We start from the raw sequence: 344 nt of genomic DNA, 5'->3' as shown, positions 1-344 counted from the left end.
GGTGATGATCTGTGCTTTCGCAACTTTCGCGTGATGCCCCTCGCAGCGCCTGCGCGACCAAAGCGCCGGATGATGCACCGGTCGCCCCGGCCGTGAAGGCCATCCCCAACGCTGGCGTAGCCCTCCCTGAGGTGTGGGAAGCGCCATCACGCTACACCGACCAGCCGACCAGCCTGCGCACCCGGCTCTTCGGCATGGGCGGGGTCACGGGCGTGGCCGGCGTGTTGGCAATGGCCGCGCTGGTCTCGTGGACCGCGCTGCACACCCACGCCGCGCAGCCAGCCGTCGCGTTGGCTGTGTTCGACGTGGCACCCCCCGCCGCCCCGCCCGAGCCGGTGCGCGAG

1 pseudogene is annotated in these 344 nt (G+C 71.5%); it reads left to right on the top strand.

Features of this window, described 5'->3' with window-relative positions:
* Positions 1–11: 11 nt before the first annotated feature.
* A pseudogene (locus AX702_RS03915) lies at positions 12–344 on the top strand (hypothetical protein); the annotation flags it as partial.

The sequence above is a fragment of the Sphingomonas sp. CCH5-D11 genome, from assembly GCF_001557395.1.
Classification (GTDB): domain Bacteria; phylum Pseudomonadota; class Alphaproteobacteria; order Sphingomonadales; family Sphingomonadaceae; genus Sphingomonas.
The sequence above is the reverse complement of the archived record's forward strand: the minus strand, read 5'-3'. Positions and strand labels throughout refer to the sequence as shown.